Source organism: Streptomyces sp. NPDC059582, assembly GCF_042735715.1.
Taxonomy (GTDB): domain Bacteria; phylum Actinomycetota; class Actinomycetes; order Streptomycetales; family Streptomycetaceae; genus Streptomyces.
Map to the genome: position 1 here is coordinate 247,759 of NZ_JBHWCC010000002.1, position 16,337 is coordinate 264,095.

Annotated in this window: 14 protein-coding genes and 1 pseudogene; 9 read left to right on the forward strand and 6 right to left on the reverse strand. The window is 72.3% G+C overall.

The features are described 5' to 3' along the window. Positions 1 to 244: 244 nt before the first annotated feature. Positions 245 to 1,786 carry a hypothetical protein gene (locus tag ACFV0T_RS03190; RefSeq protein ID WP_385773825.1) on the forward strand — a complete coding sequence of 514 codons (1,542 nt, stop codon included), beginning with the start codon at positions 245 to 247 and terminating at the stop codon, positions 1,784 to 1,786. On the opposite strand, the gene cyc2 is transcribed toward ACFV0T_RS03190, so the two are convergent. Further along, positions 1,779 to 3,938: a germacradienol/geosmin synthase Cyc2 gene (cyc2, locus tag ACFV0T_RS03195; protein ID WP_385773827.1), complete on the reverse strand. Its 2,160-nt coding sequence runs from the start codon at positions 3,936 to 3,938 to the stop codon at positions 1,779 to 1,781. The genes ACFV0T_RS03190 and cyc2 overlap by 8 nt on opposite strands. A 156-nt stretch (positions 3,939 to 4,094) precedes the next feature. On the opposite strand from cyc2, the gene ACFV0T_RS03200 reads away from it, so the two are divergent. Together ACFV0T_RS03200 and ACFV0T_RS03205 are read left to right on the forward strand one after the other, a co-directional pair. After that, a complete protein-coding gene (locus tag ACFV0T_RS03200; RefSeq protein WP_385773829.1) occupies positions 4,095 to 4,931 on the forward strand; it encodes an alpha/beta fold hydrolase in 837 nt (278 codons plus the stop codon). 86 nt (positions 4,932 to 5,017) lie between these two features. Beyond that, a complete protein-coding gene (locus ACFV0T_RS03205) occupies positions 5,018 to 6,280 on the forward strand; it encodes a cytochrome P450 (protein ID WP_385773988.1) in 1,263 nt (420 codons plus the stop codon). 7 nt (positions 6,281 to 6,287) lie between these two features. Here ACFV0T_RS03205 and ACFV0T_RS03210 read toward each other — a convergent pair whose 3' ends face one another. From ACFV0T_RS03210 to ACFV0T_RS03220, 3 genes are all read right to left on the reverse strand, one after another. Beyond that, the gene (locus ACFV0T_RS03210) at positions 6,288 to 7,466 is read right to left on the reverse strand and encodes a damage-control phosphatase ARMT1 family protein (protein WP_385773831.1); all 1,179 of its coding nucleotides are present in this window, start codon (positions 7,464 to 7,466) and stop codon (positions 6,288 to 6,290) included. Positions 7,467 to 7,493: 27 nt separating this feature from the next. Further along, positions 7,494 to 8,141 carry a ScbR family autoregulator-binding transcription factor gene (locus ACFV0T_RS03215; RefSeq protein WP_385773833.1) on the reverse strand — a complete coding sequence of 216 codons (648 nt, stop codon included), beginning with the start codon at positions 8,139 to 8,141 and terminating at the stop codon, positions 7,494 to 7,496. Between the two features lie 70 nt (positions 8,142 to 8,211). After that, positions 8,212 to 9,108: a ScbA/BarX family gamma-butyrolactone biosynthesis protein gene (locus ACFV0T_RS03220; protein WP_385773835.1), complete on the reverse strand. Its 897-nt coding sequence runs from the start codon at positions 9,106 to 9,108 to the stop codon at positions 8,212 to 8,214. Positions 9,109 to 9,287: 179 nt separating this feature from the next. Between ACFV0T_RS03220 and ACFV0T_RS03225 the strand changes: the two genes are divergently transcribed. Next, complete coding sequence (locus ACFV0T_RS03225) at positions 9,288 to 9,935, forward strand: ScbR family autoregulator-binding transcription factor (RefSeq protein ID WP_385773837.1); 648 nt, start codon at positions 9,288 to 9,290, stop codon at positions 9,933 to 9,935. Between the two features lie 228 nt (positions 9,936 to 10,163). Continuing rightward, the gene (locus tag ACFV0T_RS03230) at positions 10,164 to 11,090 is read left to right on the forward strand and encodes a lytic polysaccharide monooxygenase (RefSeq protein ID WP_385773839.1); all 927 of its coding nucleotides are present in this window, start codon (positions 10,164 to 10,166) and stop codon (positions 11,088 to 11,090) included. 19 nt (positions 11,091 to 11,109) lie between these two features. On the opposite strand, the gene ACFV0T_RS03235 is transcribed toward ACFV0T_RS03230, so the two are convergent. Beyond that, positions 11,110 to 11,763: a Tat pathway signal sequence domain protein gene (locus tag ACFV0T_RS03235; RefSeq protein WP_385773841.1), complete on the reverse strand. Its 654-nt coding sequence runs from the start codon at positions 11,761 to 11,763 to the stop codon at positions 11,110 to 11,112. 657 nt (positions 11,764 to 12,420) lie between these two features. On the opposite strand from ACFV0T_RS03235, the gene ACFV0T_RS03240 reads away from it, so the two are divergent. The 4 genes and pseudogenes from ACFV0T_RS03240 to ACFV0T_RS03255 form a co-directional block, all read left to right on the forward strand. Continuing rightward, positions 12,421 to 13,095, forward strand: coding sequence for a DUF6230 family protein (locus ACFV0T_RS03240; RefSeq protein WP_385773843.1), 675 nt, complete (start codon positions 12,421 to 12,423; stop codon positions 13,093 to 13,095). Between the two features lie 4 nt (positions 13,096 to 13,099). Beyond that, positions 13,100 to 13,567 (forward strand): DUF6114 domain-containing protein, encoded by a 468-nt coding sequence (locus tag ACFV0T_RS03245; protein ID WP_385773845.1) that lies wholly within the window; start codon positions 13,100 to 13,102, stop codon positions 13,565 to 13,567. 158 nt (positions 13,568 to 13,725) lie between these two features. Further along, entirely contained in the window at positions 13,726 to 14,181 is a 456-nt protein-coding gene (locus ACFV0T_RS03250) for a tellurite resistance TerB family protein (RefSeq protein ID WP_385773847.1), read from the forward strand. An 81-nt stretch (positions 14,182 to 14,262) separates the two neighbouring features. Further along, positions 14,263 to 14,499 (forward strand): annotated as a pseudogene (locus tag ACFV0T_RS03255) (AbfB domain-containing protein); the annotation flags it as partial. Between the two features lie 43 nt (positions 14,500 to 14,542). Here the strand turns inward: ACFV0T_RS03255 and ACFV0T_RS03260 are convergent. Further along, positions 14,543 to 16,321: an aromatic amino acid ammonia-lyase gene (locus ACFV0T_RS03260; protein ID WP_385773849.1), complete on the reverse strand. Its 1,779-nt coding sequence runs from the start codon at positions 16,319 to 16,321 to the stop codon at positions 14,543 to 14,545. Positions 16,322 to 16,337 lie beyond the last annotated feature (16 nt).

A 16,337-nucleotide genomic window follows, 5' to 3' on the forward strand; every position in this document is an offset into this window, starting at 1 on the left:
TCACCTCGCCTGACACAGGAAGGCCGGGTCGGCCCGCACGGGCCGACCCGGCCTTCCTCGTTCCGGCCTGACGGCACGACGCCACGTCGGCAAGAGCCACGACGCCACGACGCCAGAGCGGCACAGCGGCACAGCGGCACAGCGGCACAGCGGCACAGCGGCCTGCGAGTCGAACAGGAGGAGTCCCGAAGGCACCGAAGGTCCCGAAGTCCCGTTGTCAGTGGCGGCTGTTACGTTCTGTGACATGACCGATCACGCCCTGCAGCTGCTCCGGCGGCATCCGCACCTGGCCGGCCTGGCCGCCTTCCCCTTCGGCTTCGACCTCGCCCGCGCGGCCCACGGCCATGTCGAGGACGTCCGCCTCGCCTCGGGCGGACCGCTGCAGCCGGTGGCGGGGGACGACACGGGCGGTACGTACTTCGTGTGCGCGGACGGCTCCGTGCTGTACGCCGACTCCGAGGGCGCGGCCGGGATCATCGGGTCCGGTGCCGACGAGGCCCTGGAGGTGCTGATCGGGCTCCCCGGCTGGCGGGCCTGTCTGCGGCTGTCCCCGGACGACGGCGAGGAACGGATCCTGGCACGGGTCAGGGAGGTCGAGGACGAGATCCGGGAGGATTACGGCATCGACGAGGAGCGGGCCGAACTGCGGGCCGCGCTGGGGCTGCCCGAGCGGTCCCCGGTGGAGCTCGTGGGCACGCTGCATGCCGCGCTGCTGCGTACGGAACCCGACTTCGTGCTGCTGAACGGGGCGGAGCACCACGCCTACCGGCCGCTCGCCGAGCTCGTCCGCCCACCCCTGTGGGAACCGGTCCTCGCGCGAGGCAGAGCCGACCTGGCACTGCTGAGGGCAGGCGACCGCGAGGCGTGGGACGCGGTGGCCGACGACCGGGTGCGGCGTCGCCTCGCCCTGCGCGCCGCCCAGTTCGACCGCGCCGACGGCGACCTCGAACTGCTGCGCCACCTGCTGCGGCACGAGACGCGATCGTCGATGACGGACGAACTGCGGCTGGCCACCGTACTGGTGGGTCTGCACGGCCTGACCGAGGACCTGCCGCTGTTGCACGAGGCCCGGGACACGGACTTCGACACCTGGTGCGGGCTCGGCGGCATACCCGAGCCGGCCGCGGACGGGACCGCGCTGCGGGCCTGGGCGCGCGACCTCGACGAGTCGCTGTTCGGCACCGACCCCGCCGACGAACCGCTGCTCACCTGGACCGACCTGGCCGCGGACCAGGGCCTGACCGAGCTCGCCCGGGTCGCGCTGATCCACCGGCTGGACGAGATGGAGATGGATCAGAGCCTGCTCCGGCGCCCCGACGCACCGGATCGGCTGAACCCGTCCCCGCTGGGCGCACTCGCCCACGCGTTCGAGCGGCTCGGCGACCTCGTCCAGGCGCTGCGCGCCCAGCGCCTGTTCGCCGCCCTCCAGGAGACGGCCTGGGGCCGGGTCTCGGCCCGGCTGGCCCAGGCCCGCCTGGAGCGGGAGACCGGCCGGCCGGACCACGCGGAGCGCACGTTGGCGGCCGTCCGGAGTGTGCTGGCGGCTCCCGGCGACGACTCGCTGCGGCACTGGCAGCGGGTGAACCTCGGCCGGTTCATCGCCGCGGAACACTACGCCGTGGCCGACGCCCTCGCCGACGCCCCGGCCGACGCGGACCGTCGGGCGCGGGCCCAGGCGGTCCTGGCGGCCGGTGACGCGATACGCGGCGAACTCTCGGAGGCCGGCGCGAAGGCCGCCGAAGAGCTCGCCGAGGAGACCGCGCGGCGCCTGCGCGGCCTCAGTTGAGGGTCAGCGCGGGAGCGGGCGGACGGTCCGGGACGAACCCGTGCGCTCGGCGGGCCAGATACGCGGACTTGTAGCGGTCGACGGCCCGGTGCCAGTTCAGGATGCCCGCCAACCAGTTCTGGAGGTCGCCCACATAGTCCCGCATGACCTTCCGCGCCTCCTCCGACAGGTCGAAGTCGTCACATAGGACGGGCAGTTCGTGCGAGGTGACGTGCTCGAACTGCTGCATACGCTGGTTCATGAGGTCGCCGACCACGCGCACCGCGCTCGGGTAGTCGCAGCCGAAGAAGTTCTGCACGACGAGGACGGCGTTGTGGATCTCGCCCTCGTACTCGATCTCCTTCTGGTAGGAGAAGACGTCGTTGAGGAGGCAGGCGTAGTCGACGGCGGCGTTCTCCAGGGAGCGCATCGGGCCGCTGCGGTACAGCTCCGGTGGGATGGCGGGGCCGTGGCCCAGCCGGCACAGGCTCAGGGTGAGGTCGGAGCCGAAGGTGGCGCGCCGCATCTCGAGGTAGTCGACGGGGTCGGGGACCCGGTTCTGGAGCTGGTTGGACAGTTCCCACACCCAGCTCCCGGTCATCACGTTCACCGAGTTCTTGAAGGTGGTCCGCGCCTCGGGGGTCATGCCGGCCGTGGTGCGTGCCCACAGCTCGATCAGTCCGCGTTCCATGCCGTTGGCGGGGACCGGGACCGCCTCACCGGCGACGGGCATGCAGGCGGACAGGCGCTGTGTGACCAGGCGCGCGGCGGCCAGGTCGCGGCGGTGCCCGAAGACGAGGGGGTAGTAGTCGTCGCCGTACGTGCCCCAGGCGAGCCACTGGGAGCTGAGGTCGAGGGAGTCGGGGGTCGCGTCCGGGTCGAGGCCGGCCGCGCACAGCGGCAGATCGGCCGCCGCGAGCTTGTCCTCGTCCCAGACGCCCTCCTCCAGCAGGCCCATGCGGTGCATCCACCCGGTGAGGCGGTGCCGGGCGCCGTCCAGGTGCGGGCTGAGCTCCAGCCGGAACGGCATGTGGAAGTCGGGCAGCAGCGAAGGGCCCACCTTCTGGTGGGGCACGTGGGAGTAGGCCCGCAGGCGTTCCGCGGCGGCGGAGGCGAGCAGCGCGCCGATGTCGGAGGCGGAGGTGCCGGGCCCGGCCAGGCTCCGCCAGGGCGCCTCGGACACCGCCCCCTTGTTCATGTAGCGGCTGGAACGCAGGTGCCACTCGTGGCCGCCGGACTGCCAGTCCTGGAGCCCCTTCGTGTACGCCGCCACCGCCGCGACCTCGCCCGCGGTGAGGCCTCGCTCCAGGGCGAGGGCGGGCACTTCGGTGAGGGCGGTGTGCTCGAACTGGTGGAGCCGGGAGGTGAGGATGTCGTTGACGGTGTCGGCGGCCTCCTGGGTGGTGCAGCCGAAGAAGGTCTCCAGGACCAGCACGCCGTTGCTGAGTTCGCCCTCGTCCTCGACCTCGCGCTGATAGGAGAACAGGTCGTTGCGCAGGTGCACGCCGTCGGAGAAGGTCTCCATCAGCACCCGCAGCGGCCTCGACCCGGCGACGGAGGCGGGCACTTCGGCGGTGGCGTACTCCACGAGCCCCGCCGACCAGGGCGCGCCGCCCACCTTGCGGCGCATCTCGATGTACTCGACCGGGTTGGCGATCCGCCCTTCGTTGATGTTGGACAGCTCCCACATCGACTCGTTCAGCAGGTGCTCGGTGGCGACGGCGAAGCGGCGCCGCCAGTCGGCCGACATCGACGGCACCGTGCGCGCCCACAGGTCGGCGAGCCCCGCCTCGACCGGGTTCTGCGGCTCCGGCACGGCGGCCGTCAGGTCCAGCGGCATGAACAGCGGCAGCCGGTCCAGGTGGGCCTTGCCCGCGGCGCGGTCCGGGGTGCGCTTGAACATGTCGAGGAAGTGGTCGTCGAAGAAGAACACCCACACGTACCAGTCGGTGATCAGCGACAGCGCGGGGCCGTCGCAGTCGGGGTGGGTGTAGGCGCAGAGCAGGCCGTAGTCGTGCGCGTCGAGGTCGGCCTGCTCCCAGATCCCGGATCCCTCCAGCATGCCCATCTCGCGGGCCCACGTCGTCGAGTGGGCGCGCGCCTCGTCGAGGTGCGGGTTCAGCCTCGCGGGGTACGGCATGTAGAAGTGCGGGAGTTGGAACGGTTGGGTCATGGCCGGGCCCTACCCGCGCCCCTCGACCCCCATCCACCGGCCCGGACATGATCACACCATCGCGTGAATCAGGGCCGAATCGCCGGGTTTTCGCCATCGGATCGCTTCGCCGTACGCGCTCTTGCCGAGCCTCCCGCCCCGGGCCACCGTGGTCGCATGACCTCCTTCCTGCTCCCCCATGAGCTGCACGGCGACGGCGCCCACAAGGTGTTCGCGGTGCACGGCTGGTTCGCCGACCGTTCCGCGTACGCGGCCGTGCTGCCGGACCTCGACCGCGTGACCTTCCAGTACGCCCTGGTCGACCTGCGCGGCTACGGCCGGGCCAAGGAGGCGGTGGGTGCGTACACCACCGCCGAGGCGGCCCTCGACCTGGTGGCCCTGGCCGACCGGCTCGGCTGGGAGCGGTTCTCGGTGGTGGGTCACTCCATGGGCGGCACGGTCGGGCAACGGCTCCTCGCCGTGGCCCCGCACCGGCTGCGGCGGCTGGTGGGGGTCTCCCCGGTGCCCGCGTCGGGGATGCCCCTGCCGCCGGAGCAGTGGGCGTTGTTCGCGGAAGCGGCGGACAGCCCGGAGAACCGGCGGGCCATCATCGACGTGACCACCGGCGGCCGTCGGCCCGCTGCCTGGCTGGACCGGATGGTCACCGGTTCCCTCGCGCGCAGCGACCGGAAGGCGTTCCGCGCCTGGCTGGACTCGTGGGCGGGCGAGGACTTCCACGACCAGGTCGAGGGCGCCACCGTACCCGCGCTCGCCGTGGTCGGCGCCCTCGATCCGGCGCTGTCCGCCGATCTGTTGCGGCGGACCTGGCTGGCCTGGTATGCACGCGCCGAACTGCGCGAACTCCCCTGCGCGGGCCATTACCCCATGGACGAGACCCCGTTGGAGCTGCTCCGGGTGGTGGAGGACTTCCTGCGGGCGGAGGAGGACGGACGGACGGATCAGGACGAGCGCGCGGACCGGGACGGACAGGCGGACCAGGACGGGCGGGCGTGACCCCGCGCGAGGTGCCCCGGGCCGCCGTGACCCCGCACGAGGGGACCCCGCGTGAGGTGCCTCCGCACGAGGGGACCCCACGTGAGGTGCCTCCGCGTGAGACGCCGCCCGTCCCCGACGTCTTCGATCCCCGCCGGTACGCCGTCGGCGTGCCGTACGACGCCTACCGCGTCCTGCGCGACCACCACCCCGTGGCCTGGCAGCGGGAGTCCGAGGTGCTGGGCTGGCCCGCGGGACCCGGGTTCTGGGCGGTGACCCGGCACGCGGACGTCGTGCGGGTCCTGAAGGACGCGACGACGTACTCCTCCTGTCTCGGCGCGACCCAGATCCGGGACCCGGACCCGGACGACCTGCCGTTCATCCGGCGCATGATGCTCAACCAGGACCCGCCCGCGCACGGGAGGCCGCGCCGGCTGGTGAGCCGGGCGTTCACACCCGGCCGCGTGGAGCGGTTCACCGCGCTCGCCGGCCGACGGGCCCGCGTCCTGCTCACCGGGGCCGTCGAGCGGGCCCGGGGCGGGGACGGCACGGTCGACCTGGTCGACGCCGTGACCGACGACTACGCGCTGCTCAACCTCGCCGACCTGCTGGGCGTCCCGGAGAGCGACCGTGGGCTGCTGTTGCACTGGACGCGGCGGGTCATCGGCTACCAGGACCCCGACGAGGCCGCCGCCCCCGTCCTGGACGCGGACGGCAGACCGGTCGATCCGCGTTCGCCCGCGATGCTGCGGGACATGTTCGCGTACGCGCGGCAACTGGCCGCGCACAAGCGGCGGCACCCCGCCGACGACGTGCTGACCACCCTGGCCCTCGACGGCGAACTCGCCTACGGTGAGCTGGAGATGTTCTTCTTCCTGCTGACGGTCGCGGGCAACGACACCGTACGCGGCGCGGCGCCGGGCGGGCTCCTGGCGCTGGCGGAACACCCCTCGGCGTGCGCGGAGCTGCGTACGGGGAAGGCCGAACTCTCCTCGGCCGTGAACGAGTTGCTGCGATGGCATCCGCCGGTGCTCACCTTCCGGCGTACGGCCGCGCGGGACACGGAGCTGGCCGGGCGGCGGATCCGCGCCGGTGAGAAGGTGGTCGTCTTCCACGCCTCCGCCAACCGCGACGAGCGCGTCTTCGTCGACCCGGACCGGCTGGACCTGACCCGGGCGCCGAATCCGCAGGTGTCCTTCGGTGACGGCCCGCACGTCTGTCTGGGCGCGCACTTCGCCCGGTTGCAGCTGCGGGTGCTCTACCGGGAGGCGCTGCGCCTGCTGCCCGCGCTGCGGACGGCCGGGCCGCCCGCACGGCTGGTGTCGAATTTCATCAACGGGCTCAAGTCCCTCCCCATGGAGGTCGTCTGAGCCGCTTTCACATCCTTGCCTGGATCAGCGCGTGGGTCCCGCTCGTCCGCCACCGCTGTCCCTCCGCGGCGTCGAGCGTGGCCTCCGTGCGGGCGTCGAGGCCGGTGATCACGTCGGACTTCAGGGTGCGCAGGGCGGCGACCGGGCCCGGGAAGTAGGCGGTGGCGTCCGGGAACGGGGTGGTCGGCGGCCATCGGCGATCACCCACCAGGCGGCGGTAGTTGAGGTCGCCCTTGACGACGGTCAGTCCGGCCGCGCCGAACTCCTTGTACAGGTCGGCGGGCATCGCCTCGTACGGCAGCGGGGCGCAGGCGAAGGGGTGTGCGCGGAGCTGGATCCGGCCGTCGGCCATCGCGTCCCGGACGCGCCGCCCGTACGCGGCCGCCGCGCCCGGCGCCGTGACGAGCCGGCGTACCCCGTCGACCACGTCGGCGGTGGTGGCGTCGGAGACGTAGTACGGGTACGGCTTGATGTGCAGGACCGCCCGCGCCACCCGTCCCTGTTCGAGGAGTTCGGCGACGAGGAGCAGGTCGGGGATGAGTTCGCGGCCCGCGTTGTCGGCGACCAGGCAGAGGGTGCCGGTGCCGGAGGGCGGGAGCAGCGACCAGAGGGACTCGCTGTCGTCGGCGACCAGGGCCGGGACGGTGTCGGCGGGGTGACCGCCGGGAGCGGAGAGGCGGAAGCCGAGGTCCGCGCGGTTGCCCCACAGCGAGCCGTGCAGCAGGGCCCTGGCCCGCTCGTCGGCCGGACGGATCGCGAGGTCGTCGAGGGCGGCCAGTTCCGCGTCGGTCTCCGGGGCGTCGAGTTCGGCGAGCTTGGCGGGGCGGAAGGGGTCGATGCCCTGCCAGGGACCGGGCGTGAAGTACCCGACGGCTTCGAGAAGTCGGCGGTAGAAGTAGCTCTCCGACCACAGCCACGGCACGTCGAACCAGGATCGGCCCGCGTACTCCCCGAGGCCCCACGCCTGCCAGCGGTCCCGGTCGTGCGCCTCGGCGGGAAGCGGTTCCAGCACACCCTCGGTGCAGTTCACCAGCAGCGCGTCGAGCGCTCGGCCGACCTGGGGGCCGTAGGGGACGGCGTCCCGTACCTGCCGGATGATCGCCGGATGCCGCTCGGCGAGCACACTGTGCGGGAAGGAGCCGGGTTCGTCACCGAGGATCACGGGTGGGGCGGGGGTGTCGGGCATGCGGCTCACCGTAGCTGCTCACCCTGATCACACGACGCTGATCTCCCGCTCCAGCCGGGTGACGAGCGTCAGGTACCGGGGGCGGCGCGGCACCGGGACCAGGCCCCGGATCAGCACGTGCCACATCTCCGCCATTCTGCGCGGGAGTCGGGCGACGGGCTCCAGGGAGCGGCCCACGACGCGGGTGCCGACGAAGAAGGAGACGAGGGAGTGGGCGACCGCGTCGACATCGACGTCCGGGTGCACGTCGGCTTCCCGGACCGCGCCGAGCAGGCGGCGCGTGACCAGGTCCAGCCATTCGGTGAACGGGTGCGGCAGCGGTGGTCGCACCTCGACCCCGCTGGTGGCGAGCCGCAGCCCGGCCCGGGTGATGGGGCCCTCGACGGACAGCCGCGCCAAGCCGAAGGTGATCCGCATCAGCGCTTCGAGCGACGGATAGCCCCGGCCGTCGACCTGGCCGGCCACCTGCCGCGAGGCCTGCGACTGGAGCTGCATGATCGCGTGCGCCAGGTCCTCCTTGGCCGCGAAGTGGAAGTACAGGGCGCCCTTGGTGACCCGCGCGTGCTCGACGATGTCGCTCAGGCTGGTCGATTCGTAGCCGTGCCGGTCGAACAGGTCGGCGGCGGCCGTGAGGATCGTCGCGCGGGTCTGTTCGGCGCGTAACTGCCTCGCCATCGGCTGGACACTCCCAGGGGCCGCAAAGAACGGGTCATGCCGTTTGTTTTGACTCCCTGCACACGATAACTCACCGTCCCGCCGTCCCCACCCGGCACTCAAAGATCGTCGACTCCCCTTGTTCGGCCACGACTTGCAGCTCGGTCCCGTCCTCGCTGGTCAGTCCGATCCAGAGGGGACTGTCCAGCTCGGCGTACCGATGGAAGCGGGCGTGATAAGCCACCGGGGCCCGCTTCCCGTCGGTCCACCACCAGGCGGCCTGCCGGGCCGCCTCCAGGAGCAGCATCCCGGGCACATGGTCGAGTGGATGGTCGAAGAAAACGGGGTGTGCGGTATCCACTCGCAGTTGCCAGCGGTCCGAGGCGTCCGTCGGGGCGAGGACGACATCGGCCGCACTGACGCGTTCCACGCCGGTGGCCGGCAGACCGGGCCACAGGGGCACGGCGGAGGAACGGGACGGCTCGCCACGCAGCCGCCGGTAGACGGCATCATTCAGACAGGTGAAGGCGACGTCCGCGCGCGCGACGCGTTCACCCGCGCGCAGGACGTCCGCGGTGTAACGGGCGGCCGACGGGCGGGTGCCGCGGTAGCGGACGTCGGTGAACGCGACCTCGACGGTCAGTTCGGCGGGCAGCGCCTCGACGGCCAGATGTCGGCGAAACGTCTCGACCTGGAACTCGTTGAGCACGAAGTGGTGGCCCAGGGGCACGTCGTACTCGGTGTGCGCGATCAGCGTCCCGCTCTGCCGTACGGTCTCCACGACCAGGAGCGGATCGTACGAGGTACGGTCGGACGACACGTGTAACTCGTGTGCTCGCGGCCATTGCGCCGACACCTGGAACCGGTCGGGCCCGGTCCGGCTCCAGCCGGTGAGAAGGGTCTCCGCCACCGCCGCGCGGTGGACGAGTTCGCGGGGAACCGTCGCCGTCATGGACGGGGTCCCGGCACCCTGGCGAGGTCGCTGCATGTCCCTCCCTACGGTCCCCCGAAGGCCACGGCAGACGGCGAAACGTCCGCACGAGTAAGCGTTAGAGTACGAGGCGACCGGTTTGTTTTCAATGAGATCAGTGGACGACGCCCGATGATCGGGCCGGTCCGGCACCAGATCGCGGGGGTCGGCCGACTCGGCGGTGCGGAGGGGCTCTTATGGCAAGACAGGAGCGCGCCATCAGGACGCGCCGAGTGATCCTGGAAGCCGCCGGCGCGGTCTTCGACGAGCACGGTTATACCTCCACCACCATCGCCATGGTGCTGGAGCGTGCGGAAGTCACCAAGGGCGCCCTGTACTTCCACTTCCCCTCCAAGGAATCTCTCGCGCAGGCGGTGCTCGACGAGCAGGTGCCGTTCGGTGCGGTGCCGCCGCATCCCTGCAAGTTGCAGGAGATCATCGACATGACCTTCGTGGTCGGCGTGCGGCTGCTGGGCAACTCCCTGCTGCGGGGCAGCGTGCGGCTCGCGGTCGACCAGGCGACGCCGTCCGGTGTCGATCACGGGCAACCGTTCCGGCAGTGGGCCGAGCGGCTGACGGAGCTGATGGAAGAGGCCCGCGGACAGGGCGAGTTGTTGCCCACGGTACGGTCGAGGGACACGGTGGAGCTGCTGGTCGGAGCGTTCACCGGCATCCAGTTGATGTCGCGGGCCCTGACCGACCGGACGGACCTGGGCGGCCGGCTGTCGGTGCTGTGGGCGCACATGCTGCCGAGCATCGCGGTGCCGGGCCTGCTGCCCGCACTGGACAGCGGGGCCGACCGCGGCGCCAGGATCCTGGCGGCGGTCGACGTACCGGTCGGGTAGCGAAGACTCCCGAGCGCCGTCCGCAGACCCTCTCCCCCACCACCGCCGTCCACAGACCCCTTCTCCCGCCGTCCGCAAACCCCTTCCCCCGCCACCGCCGACCGCCGACCGCCGCACCTCGGCCTCCTCCTCGCCCACGGCGGACCGGTCGTCGGCTGAACGCGCGGGCCCCGGCCGCCGTACTGCACTCAACAGACCGTTCCCGCCTCGGCCGAGGAGACGTTCCGGATGTCCCGGATGAGCACACACCGCCGCACCGCCCTGGTGGCCACCGCCCTGAGTCCGTTCCTGCTCGGTCTGTGGACCGCGGCACCGGCACTGGCGCACGGCGCACCGACGGATCCGGCCAGCCGGGTGTTCGCCTGCTCGCCCGAGGGCGGCTCGACCGGCTCCGCGGCCTGCCGGGCGGCCGTGGCCACGAACGGCACGTCCTTCGCCGCCTGGGACAACCTGCGGGTCGCGAACGTGGCGGGCCGGGACCGCCAGGTCATCCCCGACGGGAAGCTGTGCAGCGCGGGCCTGGCCGCCTACCGGGGTCTCGACCTCGCCCGCTCGGACTGGCCGTCGACGCGGCTGTCGCCGGGCGGGACGCTGACGATGACGTACGCCTCGACGATCCCGCACAACGGCACGTTCAAGCTGTTCCTGACCAAGCCCGGCTACGACCCGACCAAGCCGCTGACCTGGTCCGACCTTCCCACCCAGCCGTTCGCCCAGGTCAAGGACCCGAAGCTGACCAACGGCGCCTACCACCTCTCGGCCCGGCTGCCCTCGGACCGGACAGGACGTCAGGTGCTTTACACGGTCTGGCAGAACAGCAGCACGCCGGACACCTACTACTCCTGCTCGGACGTGGTGTTCCCGGCCGCGGCCAAATCCACTCCGGCCGCGAGCGCACCGGCCCGCGCGGGCAGCGTCCGCCCGTCCCCGACCGCCGAGGCACGCAAGAGCGAGGCGCCCTCGGCGAGCGCGTCCACGGCTCCGGTGATGCAGACCTCCCGGCCCGCGGCCACGTCGGCCGCCGACAGCACGCCGGTGGCCTCCAGCACCGCCCCGGGCTCCGGTCCCTCCGCGCCGCTCGTGGCGGGCGGCGCCGCCGCGGTGCTGGTGCTCACCGGGGGCGCCGCCCTGTTCCTGCGGCTGCGTCGACGCTGAACCACTCGTCGACGGCGGATCAGTTGACGTAGACCGGCGATCCCCCGTCCGTCACCGGGGCGTACTTGGCGGTGAAGAAGCCGTTGGCGAAGCACAGGGACGAGCCGGACGTCTTCGTGAACCGCTGGTTCGCGAAGGTGATGCTGTTGTCGGTGTTGCTCGCCGTGCCGGAGAGGGCCGCGGTCTGGTAGACGCAGTTGATGCTGCCCAGCAGGGTGCGCAGCTTGACCGTGGTCTGGATGGTGGAGCCGGCCGCCGGGGTCACGGTGACCGTGCCGTCCGAGGCCACGGCCGTGGTGTACGGCAGGTTGTCGACCGTGATGCTGGTGACGCCCATCACGCCGATGACGTTGCTGGTGCAGGTGGCGGAGTCGAAGGTGTGCGCCGTCAGGGACTCGGTGGCCGTGCCCGGCGCGGTGGGGTTGTCCCCGACGGTGGCGGTGAACTGCGACGAGGCGCACGAGACGCCGCTCGTGCCGGTCGCGCTCGAGTAGAGGGTGGCGGCGGTACCGCTCGCCAGGTTCGCGACGAGGGTGTCGCCGCTCGCGACGGCGGTGCCGCCGGCACCGCCGGTCGTCAGGACCGCGGTGTCGGCCGCGGAGGCGGGAACGGCGGCGGGCAGCGTCAGGGCGACGACGGCGCCGGCGAGGGTGAGGAGGGTGCGGGTGCGCATAGCGGGTGCCTCTTCTCCGGGTGGGGGGCTGATGGGGGGTTGAGGGGGGTGGTCGAGGGAGGGTGGTGGCGTGCGTGAGGACGCGCGGACGCGTCCGCCATCGCCGGCCCGTGACGCCTTCTCCGTACGTGACGGGCCGGCAACGGCAGCCACCGGCCGGCGGCCGACGACCGTGGGGGGAGCCTGCGGCCGGGCCGGAGGGAAGGGCGGCCGGTCACGGTTCGCGGGGAAAGCGACCGTGGCGGCGCCGAGGAGGGATCGGACTCGTGGGTCACTGCGGACGGAGGCCGGGAACGCGGGCGTTCGCCGCGTCACGGATCCGGCGCCACGGATCCGGGCTGAGCCAGGGGCAGTTGTAGACCTGATGGTCCGTCAACGTCAATACAGAACAAGGAAGTTGGCGTTAATCAACGGTTCGGGCGTGGCCTTCAGGACATCTTGATCCACAGGCGAAACACAACCGACACCCTTTTTCCACATCTCTCTTGACCCCCCACTGTAACCATCGGTAACTTCCTCGGCGGCTACTGCTGCGTAACCGTGAAAGCCCTTGCGAACGCCGGGAGTTGCGAGGAGACACACGCGGCAGCCGCTGTCCGCGCCAGGACAACGTGCCACGAAGCCCGACCCGCACTGACTATGCCCACGGGAGCAGACATGGCCTCGTCCGCCGACCACACCCCCGGGAACCCGGAAAGCGGTTCCGCACCAGCAACGCCCGAGGTTCCGCAAGGCCCCGCCGGACGCGGTCGCGTCCGTATGCGCCGGGCCGCGGTGATGGCGGTTCCCGCCGTTCTGGCCGCGGCCGGCCTCGCGGTCCTCACCGCCCAGGGCGCGCTGGGTGTGCAGTTCGCGATCTCCGGCATGCCGTTCACGGTCACCGCGACCGACCTCGACGGCACCGGCTTCGAGCAGTTCGGCGCCCTCGACACCATGGCGGAAGGCAGCCCGAACACGGGCGACACCGGCGGCCAGGTGCTGGTCGTCACCTCCGCCATCAAGGACGCGACGCTCACCAAGCTGTGCCAGAGCGTCGACCTCGGTGGCATCAACCTGCGCATCACCGCGGGCGACGGCGAGGACAAGGTGGTCGCGAGCGACCTCACCACCGACTCGACGGTCCTGTCCGGCAACGCGGAGTTCAACGGCATCGAGATCGGCAACGACGCCAGCACGCTGGACAAGGCCGGGGTGCAGGGCCCGATCGGCGTCTTCAGCCAGCAGGCCGACACCGTGCACATCGGCAACCTGCGGCAGACCAACTACGCCACCACGGCCGGTGTGTTCAAACTGCCGAACCTCCACCTGAGCTTCAGCGACAAGGCATGCTGAGCCGATGCCGAGCCGTCCACGGCAGGGACTGAGGCCTGCCTTCAGGAGCTGGCGGGCGGGCCGGCCGTTCTGGGGCGGGCTGCTGCTCACCCTGGGCGGGGCGGAGATCCTGCTCACCGAGAAGGCGTCGCTGAAGGTCGTGATGCACATCGGCATGCAGGGCCTGGCGGGCTATCTGCTCCCGGCCCTCATGGTGCTGCTGGGGCTGCTGATCCTCTTCAACCCCACCCAGCGGCTCTTCTACTCGATCACCGGCGTCCTGCTCACCCTGGGCACCTGGATCACCTCGAACCTGGGCGGCTTCTTCGTCGGTCTCCTCCTCGGGATCGTCGGCAGCTGCCTGGCCTTCGGCTGGCTCCCCGACCAGGAGCCGCGCCGCAGCCGCCGCCGACGGCGACGCGAGGCGCGGGCCGCGCAACGACTCCACCGGCCCGGCGACGCGCCGCTGAACGGGGCCGGGCGGCCCGCCTGAACCGGGGCCCGGCGGGCGAGCCTCGCCGGCGTCGGACGCGGCCGAGCGCGTACTGATCCCCCTGATCCAGGTGTCCTGAAGTCACCGGAACTTATCGTCCGGCTCGTTAGTTTCTACGGTGCTGTAGAGACTGATGGCTACGAACACTTGGAGTTCTCATGGCCCTGTGGGACCGCATCAAGGAGTCCGCGTCGACGATGCAGACCCAGTTGGTGGCGAAGAAGAACGATCTCAAGAGCGGCGCCTTCCGCGACGCGAGCATGGCGATGTGCGCGCTGGTCGCGGCGGCGGACGGCACCATCGACCCGGCCGAGCGGCAGCGCGTCGCCCAGCTGATCTCCACCAACGAGGTGCTGCAGAACTTCCCCGCCGACGACCTGCGGCGCCGCTTCGAGGAGAACCTGAACAAGCTGACGGCCGACTTCGCCTTCGGCAAGGTGAGCGTGCTGCAAGAGATCGCCAAGGCGAAGAAGAAGCCCGCCGAGGCGCGGGCCGTGATCCAGATCGGCATCGTCATCGGCGGCGCCGACGGCGACTTCGACAAGACGGAGCAGGCCGTCGTGCGCGAGGCGTGCTTCACGCTCGACCTCCCGCCGCACGAGTTCGACCTCTGACACCACGCCTGCCGGGGACGCGGGATGGCCGTCCCCGGCAGGACGGGCCCTGACGGCCGGGATCCGGCCGAGCCGGACTCCATGATCGACGCCCACTCGCCACATCCGCTTCGCTGTCTGCGGCACCACGACCACCAGCCGCGGCTGGACATCGACGACGGCACGTCGACGTTCGCCCAGGATGCGGCGTTCTACCGAACGGCAGGCCTGACGGACCCGAGTTGGTCGTCGTTCCGCTCGTACGACTACCCGACGCGCCGCATCCGCCACTCGGGCCGCACGCCGCGCGTCGACCCCGTCTCCACGGCCGCCGAACAGCGGGACACGACCGTTCACGTCGGCCACCGAGACTGTCGGGTTCTCACAACTCGGCCAGCAGCGGCAGCAGTTCCGTCGCCGCCGTCACATCCGCCGTCAGTGGGCGGTCGTCCGTGTCGGCGGGCAGGGCGGCGCCCGCCAGGAGCAAGGCGGGCAGCGGCGGCGGGACCGGGTGCATGCGCAACGCCCGTACGGCGACGACGAGTTCACAGGCCAGTACGGTGCGGTGGGCGTCCGCGGCGCGCAGGGTCTGGCGGGCCGCCTGGGTGGCGAAGCTGGCGGCCTCCTCCAGGCCGCGGGAGACCACGGTGTGCCCGGCGGACGCCGGTGCGGCGCACGAACGCAGTTCGGCGAGCGCGGAGTTGGCCGTGTACTCCAGGATCATGATGCCCGAGCTGCCGGCGGCCCCAGCGGCGAGATACGCGGGGAGGCCGGTGAGGTCGGCGTCGCCGAGTGCGGTCAGCCGGGCGGCGGACAGGCGCGCGGTCCCCAGCAGGGCGAGGTTCAGCCCGTCCAGGGCGAGGCCCAGGGGCGCGGCGAAGAAGCCGCCGTGGTGGTGGGCCCGAGTGCCACCGGGTGTCACGAGCGGGTTCTCCGAGGGGCAGTTGACCTCGACCTCGACGACCCGGCGCAGTCCGTCGGCGGCGTCCAGCGCACAGCCGTGCACCTGAGGGAAGACGCGGAAGCCGAACGGGTCCTGGACGCGTCGCCCGTCGCCCGGCCGTGGCCGGTCCGCCGCCCCGGACAGCAGCCGCAGCACCTCCGCGGCCGTCCTGGCGGCCCCGGGGTAGGGGCGCAGCGCGTGCACCGGCTCGGCGTACGCCTCCAGCGACCCGGACACCGCGGCGAGCGACAGCGCCGCCACGGCATGCGTGGCCCGCAGCAGTACGTCCACCTCGTGCCAGCCGACCGCCGCCTGCGCGAGCGCGAGGGCGTTGCTGCTGAGCAGCGCCAACGCGTCACCGGCTTGCGGCACGACGGGTGCGGGCAGTCTGCCGACGCCCGCCGTCGCGGCCCCTCGCCGGGCCTGGTCCGCGGCCGGCTCCCCGTGGCGCACGGCGACCGCCGCGGCGGACGCACCGTCCGACGGTCCGGCCGTCCAGGCCTGCCCGGCCGCCGGTGAGGTCCTCGTCCCCTCCGCCGGCTGAAGGCCGACCGAGGTCGGGGTCGCCGACGCCGGCCCGTCCCCCGCGCCGGGCGGCGGTGCGATGTCCGGTCCGGAACCCCACGGCTGCCCGGCCGCGGGGCGGGCGGTGGCCGCCGCCCCGCCGGGCCGCTCTTCCGTCGCCCCCGGCAGGGGGTCGCTGAGCCAGGGACGTTCGCCGATCAGGGTGAGGGCCGTCTGGGCCAGGGCCGTCAGGTCGCCGGTGCCGAGGCCGCCGTACTCGTTGACGGCGGGGTGGACGCCCAGGCGCAGGGCCTCGGCCAAGGCGTCGGCGAAGGCGGGCTGCACACCGGAGCCGCCGGCGAGCAGCTGGTTGGCGCGGATCGCGAGCATCGCGCGGATCTGACGGGCGGGCAGGAGGGAGCCGGCGCCGCCCGCGTGACTGCGCAGCAGGCGCAGGCCGTGTGCCGCCTCGTCGGCCTCGTCGACGAGCACCGAGCGGGCTGCGCCGACGCCGGTGCCACGGCCGTAGAGTCGGCCGGTGGCGGCGAGGTGCTGGGCGGTGCGCCAGGAACGCACGGCCCGTTCACGTGCCTCGGGGGCGACCTCGGGCACGGCCGCACCGTCGGCGAGCCGGATCAGCTCGCCGACGGTGAGGGTGGTGCCGTCCAGGACGACGGGGCCCGGCCGCGCGGGTGGCTGCGTCGGGTCCGTCATGGCCGGCAGACGTCGT